The following is a 6279-nucleotide window of genomic DNA, read 5'->3' on the forward strand; positions in this document are numbered from 1 at the left end:
CCTGCAAACTACACTTTTTTGCTTATACTTCGTCCCGAAAATCCTCATTTAGCTAAGGCTAAACTCCGGTTTTCGTGCCTCGTCTAACCAAAAAATTGTTAGTTTTCGACTAGAAGACAAAAGTCCCAACACGCTCTAAATGAGAATACATACTTCCACTATGCACAAACGGATCAATCTCAAGGGGTCCAAACCTTTAAACTCAGCCCTCCAGCTCCGCCAGGCGCTCCACCCGGCGGATGAAGGCCGTTTTCGCTTTGGCGTAATCATTTTGGCTTTCCCAAACGCCCTTAGCCAGCTTGACTTTCATGCGGTAGTAAGCATCGCGTGTGATCGGGTGCCGCCGCAGGTAATCACGGAAGGCCAGGTGCCGTTTCCAAAAGGGCGAGCCTTGCCGCAGCAGGTGCAGGTGAAAAACAGGCGGATACGCCACGCGGTCCGGAAAGTCGTCCGGGCTTTCAAAAACCGTTGAGGGATAGCCTTGCAGCAGCGCCAGAAAACGCCGGTCGCGAAAAGGCGGCTCTTCAAAGCAAGGATAGTAACAATACCCGTGTTCAACCAGGAGGCTGGCTGCGGCGTTCAGGCTTTTTTCCTGTTCAAAGCCTACCATAATATCGATGATGGGCTTACCCCCCAGCCCTTTCACGGCGGTGCTCCCAATGTGCTGTACTTCGGGCATCCAATCGGACAGACAGGCTAATAACCGAGCTTGTTCTTCCTGGAAAGCTGCCGGCCATGCCACATTGTAAGGCTCTATAGTTACACGTACTGCCATGGGCCGAATATAGCATATTCTACGCTTCCTAATTTGTCAAATCAAACGCAAACCAGGCCGGTTTCAGCCCTGATTCCCACATAAAGCCTCTGAATTTGAGTATGTTTGCAAAAAAAGCGCATGATTAATCCAACCAATCAATTCATGGTGGACTTCACACTCCCGGAGGAACTGTCCAGAGCGTTTACAGACCTCATCCCCTACCAGCGGGCGGTGGTAGACCGCTACCTTTCTGAAGGCACACTGGTGAATTACGCGCTGGCCCTGGAGCATGCAAAGTTGTGGGCCATCTTCAATGCCAACTCCGAAATGGAGGTGCTGGAAATGTTGGCCGACTTCCCGCTCACGCCCTTCATGCGAGTGGAAATCAACCAACTGACCTCTTTCAATACGGCTGAAGCTACACCTGCTTTTTCCCTCAACTGACCCCACAAAAAACGGTTGTACCAGCACATTACTGATACAACCGCTCTCTTTATAGCTTTAAACTAAATTTTCAATCCTTTATTTCGTGACGACTATCCGTCGAGTCACCTCATCATCACCAGCAATAATGCGGATAAAGTAAAGACCATCTGCGCGGTTGCTGAAGTCAAAGCTATGGTTCAGCGCTGCGTTTTTGCCTGCCTGAACACGCTGAACAATTTGCCCCTGCGTATTGACTACTTCCAAACGCAGTACCTTTGGCTGATCCAGTTCCAACTGAACCGTCAGCTGCCCATTCGTTGGGTTCGGGCCCAGATAGAGGCTATTCAACCCTTTAATCACACCAACACTGGAAATGACTTCCACTTCTGTTGCAGCGGTGCAGCCATTAGAATCGGTTACGGTAACAGAAGCCACGCCTTCCATCAGTCCGGTAGCCGTAGCAGTCGTTTGTCCATCACTCCACTCGTAAGCATATGGAGGCGTGCCACCTTCTGCGGTTACCGTTGCTGTCCCATCTTCATTATCCACTGCGGAAGCCAGCAGCTCAGGATTAAAGGTTACGATGAGTGAATCGGTTGTTGTTCCGCAAATGGTTCCTGTAGCGTTATCAGCATCGGTGTAGACCACTCCGTAAAATACCCAGGTGCCGCCAAGCGGGTCCAGATTGTTACCGCTCATAACTCCGTTCAGGTCGGCATTAAAAGTAGAGCTTGGGTTAGAGCCGGTCAGGGTAAATCCGCCAGCCAAGCCCCCGGTACCGCCCAGAGCATCGCTAAGTTGCCAGCCAAAACCACCAGTTTCAGGAATAGTATCTGTACCGTCAGTTTCGATAGTAAAAGTCCCTTCCGGACCACAAACTACTGTTTCACCGACAGTGGCCAACTCACCCACGGCGCAGGAAATTACAGGGCAAGCCACTTCAGGACCGCCGGTACAAGTCAGTGCAGGGAAGCCATTGTTTGTGGCAGTATTATCACCGCCGCCGCAACTGCCAGCTTCGTTGATTACGATCAGGTAAGTACCGCTTTCAGAAGCTGTCCAGGTGATGGAGCAGCCATCGCCGTCACCAGCACCAAAGGCGTCCACCCCGCCACTGGGCGCGATAATCGTAAACTCAGGCACCCAGCTTCCGGCACCCGGACCATTACACATGCTAAAGGTGTACGTTCCGCCTTCCTGGAAACCATCTATAGAGTACGCTTCCGATGCAAACACTTCAAAGTCTGTGATCTCGTTGAAAGGGCACCCACTCCCATCGTCACAGGGAGCACCTCCAAAGAAGGAATTAAAATCAGGCCAGCCCACTCCCGGATTAGGCTCCATCCAGTCCAGGCAAGGTTCTGCACCTCCTCCAATAGAAATACTTTCAGAAGCACTGCAACCATCTGCGTCAGTTACTGTGACGGTATATAAACCCTCTTCCAGGCCCACAGCCGTTTGGCCTTCCTGCCCATCTGACCACATGTAGGTGTATGGTGGCGTGCCACCTTCTGCAGTTACCGTAGCAGAGCCATCACCGTTATCCACCAATTCCAGAATAGCTATCGTCCCTCCGAAATTAACAATCAGAGAGTCTGAAGTAACGGAACAAATAGAGTTAAAAGCATTGCCCGCATCCTCATAGACAGCGCCTTTAATGACCCAGGTACCGCTAAATGCCGGGAAGTTATTGCTACTTAGCACCCCGTTAAGATCTGCGTCATAGGTAGCGCTGGTAGGTGAATTGGTCAGGATAAAATCCCCCCCTAGTGCTCCTGTGCCGCCGAGCGCGTTATAGAATACCCAGCCAAAACTGCCAGACGAAGGAATCGTTTCTGTATCATCAGTAGCAACATCAAAGGTGCCATCCGCAGTACATATTGATACTTCCCCGGCAGTAGTTAATACGCCTACCTGACAGGTAACAGCATTCCCGACGGCTACCTCTCCTGTAGTTGTACAACCATTAGCGCCCGTAACAGTAACGGTATATACAGCATCTGTAAGCCCGGTAGCTGTAGCAGTGGTCTGCCCATCAGACCAGAGATAGGTGTAAGGTTCCGTTCCACCACTAGCCTCAACGGTAGCAGAGCCATCTTCGTTGTCAACCAGGCTTGTAATCACCGGGCTTTCCTCACTTAGAAAATCTATGATCAACGAATCGGTAGTCGTTGCACAAATGGTATTCAGCGGATCGCCGGCATCTTCATATACCACGCCTTTAACCACCCATGTCCCGGAAAGGTTATCCAGGTTATTGGCGGGCATGATGCCATTAAGGCTGGCATCAAAAGAATTGGGTGTGCTTGAGTTGGTAATCGTAAAACCACCGGCAAGCCCACCTGTGCCACCAAGAGCATCGGAGAACTCCCAACCTAATCCGCCTGTCGCAGGAATAGTACTTGTACCATCTAACTCCAGGTCAAAAAAGTCGTTCTCATCGCAGGTAATTGTAATAGATCCGTTGGTGAGTAATGCTCCGACAGAGCATTGGGCATTAGCGTTCGTAAGGATTCCTCCAAATAAGAGCGCAAAAAATAAGTAGAAACGTCTAAGGTTCATTCAGTAAATAGTTTAGTTAAAAAATAAGCTTTAAAACTACTACCCGAAATTTAGCTTTGGAGCATTTCTCATTTTTATTCCCGCAACCCTCCCGTCAAATTTGGAGTTTCCCAACTATTGAACCAACGCCCCCCCCTGTCCTGTTTCCTCTGTAAAACTTCCATGCAAATCCTCCGCAATCTGCAACTCACCGGGGCCGCCGCCCGCCCGTTCCTACTTGATGTGTACTACGTGCCAAGCAGCCAGCCCAAGCCTATTGTGCTGTTCGCCCACGGCTTTAAAGGCTTCAAGGACTGGGGGCACTGGGACCTTATTGCCCGGCGGTTTGCGGAAGCCGGTTTTGTTTTTATTAAATTCAACTTTTCGCACAACGGCACGACGCTGGCTGCTCCAACTGACTTTGCCGACCTCGAAGCATTTGGGCAGAACAACTATTCCAAGGAACTGAATGACCTGCAGGCCGTACTCACCTGGCTGCACCACGGTGATGAAAGGCTGCCTGCTAAAGAAGCCGACCTTGGGCGCATTCACCTGATCGGTCATAGCCGGGGAGGCGCGATTTCAATCATCTATGCCAGCCAGGACGAGCGGATTTCGAGCCTGTTGACCTGGGCTTCCGTTGCCAGCCTGGATTATGCCTGGAAAACGCCGCACATGATTGCGCAGTGGGAAGCGGACGGGCAATATGAGGTGGTCAATGGGCGGACCGGGCAGCAAATGCCCATCTACTTCCAGATGTACCGCGACTATAAAGCGAAGAGGGAAATCCTGAACGTAGAGCAGGCGTTGCAGCGCCTGAATATTCCTATGCTGATTGTGCATGGCACGGAGGACCCGGCCGTACCCGCTACCGCTGCCGAGACTTTGCAACGACAAAAGCCGGATGCGAAACTTCACCTGATTGCTGACGCAGACCATGTCTTTGGCGGTCGGCACCCTTTCGAACAAGAGACGCTCCCCACTCATAGTCAGGAGCTGGCAGATCAGTCCATACAGTTTTTGAAAAGCCTGTGAATAAAAAAACCCGGCTTGGAGAAGCCGGGTTTGGAAATTGAGAACGAAATCTGGAGAGATTTGGTTTTTTGGGGTTATTCTCTCAAAATTACAGGGATTGATAAGTGTGCCTTTGGGGTTATACAAGGCTAAAAACCGTTTTTATTTGGATTTATAGGTAAGAGTACAGACCTGGCAGTTTTCCACAAATAAAAAGGCACTTTTTTTATTCCTTTTGCATAAAAATCAGCAAACTACTGAAAATCAACATCTTAAATAAAAAATCTGTCCCGTTTTTTTTCTATCGGCAGCCTCAGAGGTCCACATTATTTTACTCTCCGGGCAGGTGTAAGGCTTTTCGTTTTTTCCATTAGGTTGAATTCGGTACTTTTGAGCATAAACAGAACGAAGTGCTGTGTTAGCCATATTCAGATCCAACCAGCTTATGGCGAGTATTCTGCTCGCGTTATACATCCTGCTTGTGCGAGGTTCGGTATTCTTTGTGCCTGTTGATATGATTCCTCAGGGTGCAGGCCCTTTTTCCATTTGGATATACGACTGGATCGGCTATAGCGGTCAACTGCCGGCTATTGTTGCCATGCTACTCCTGCTGATACAGGGCTTCTATCTGAATTACCTGGTCATGGAGCACCGCCTGGCAACTGAGGTCAGTCTTTTCCCCGGCGTATTCTATGTACTGGTCAGCAGCTTACTCCCTTCCTTCCACTACCTTTCGCCTGTATTGATGGGGAATACCTTTTTCCTGATTGTAGCCGGAGAGGTTTTTGCGACTTACAAAAAGAATAATACAGCCGACCGCATCTTCAATATCGGCTTCTGGTCGGGTGTAGGTTTTTTGTTTTACCCTTCGTTTTTACTGTTGCTGCTCTTTGGTTTTACTGGACTTAACATCCTCCGGGCGTTTAAAATCAGTGAGCGTCTGATGGCACTTACAGGCCTCTTCGTGCCTGTTTTTCTGGTCGGAGCATGGGGGTTCTGGAACGACTGGTACCCCGCGTACACACAACTGCTGGTCAGCAGTTTTGAGTGGCTGAGCTATGTGGCATCAGCTCCGGCACGCGTATACCGGGACCTTGGTATGATGAGTGTGCTCGTGCTCGTGGTGCTGTTTAGCCACCGCAGCTATATGCTTAAGCAAAATATTGAGGTACAGCGCAAAATCAACATCCTCTATTGGGGCCTGCTCATTTTCACGCTGAGCTTGCTCTTCCAATCGCACATACAGCTCGACCACCTGATGGTCCTGGCAGCACCTGTTGGGCTATTGTTGTCCCTTAACTTTGTGCGCATGCCGGGCCGCATGGCTGAAGTGCTCCATTTGCTTTTACTGGTCATTGCCCTGGCTTTGCAATTTCAGCCCATGATATTCCCCAATACTTAGAGCGTGTTGGGACTTTAGTAATCGGCCTGCAAACTACACTTTTTCGCTTATACTTCGTCCCGAAAATCCTCATTTAGCTAAGGCTAAACTCCGGTTTTCGTGCCTCGTCTAACCAAAAAATTGTTAGTTTTCGACTAGA

Annotated in this window: 5 protein-coding genes; 3 read left to right on the plus strand and 2 right to left on the minus strand. The window is 49.8% G+C overall.

The window, feature by feature from the left end; all coding sequences use genetic code 11:
• Positions 1–202: 202 nt before the first annotated feature.
• Entirely contained in the window at positions 203–775 is a 573-nt protein-coding gene (locus RIC19_RS24050; protein ID WP_350180939.1) for a GrpB family protein, read from the minus strand.
• 120 nt (positions 776–895) lie between these two features.
• Between RIC19_RS24050 and RIC19_RS24055 the strand changes: the two genes are divergently transcribed.
• Positions 896–1201, plus strand: a complete 306-nt coding sequence (locus RIC19_RS24055; protein ID WP_350180940.1) for a muconolactone Delta-isomerase family protein — start codon at positions 896–898, stop codon at positions 1199–1201.
• Between the two features lie 78 nt (positions 1202–1279).
• On the opposite strand, the gene RIC19_RS24060 is transcribed toward RIC19_RS24055, so the two are convergent.
• Positions 1280–3745 carry a T9SS type A sorting domain-containing protein gene (locus RIC19_RS24060; protein ID WP_350180941.1) on the minus strand — a complete coding sequence of 822 codons (2466 nt, stop codon included), beginning with the start codon at positions 3743–3745 and terminating at the stop codon, positions 1280–1282.
• A 162-nt stretch (positions 3746–3907) separates the two neighbouring features.
• Between RIC19_RS24060 and RIC19_RS24065 the strand changes: the two genes are divergently transcribed.
• Positions 3908–4759, plus strand: a complete 852-nt coding sequence (locus RIC19_RS24065; protein WP_350180942.1) for an alpha/beta hydrolase family protein — start codon at positions 3908–3910, stop codon at positions 4757–4759.
• Between the two features lie 424 nt (positions 4760–5183).
• Positions 5184–6140 (plus strand): hypothetical protein, encoded by a 957-nt coding sequence (locus RIC19_RS24070; RefSeq protein WP_350180943.1) that lies wholly within the window; start codon positions 5184–5186, stop codon positions 6138–6140.
• Positions 6141–6279: the final 139 nt, after the last annotated feature.

This window comes from Phaeodactylibacter sp. (genome assembly GCF_040219495.1).
Lineage (GTDB): Bacteria > Bacteroidota > Bacteroidia > Chitinophagales > Saprospiraceae > Phaeodactylibacter.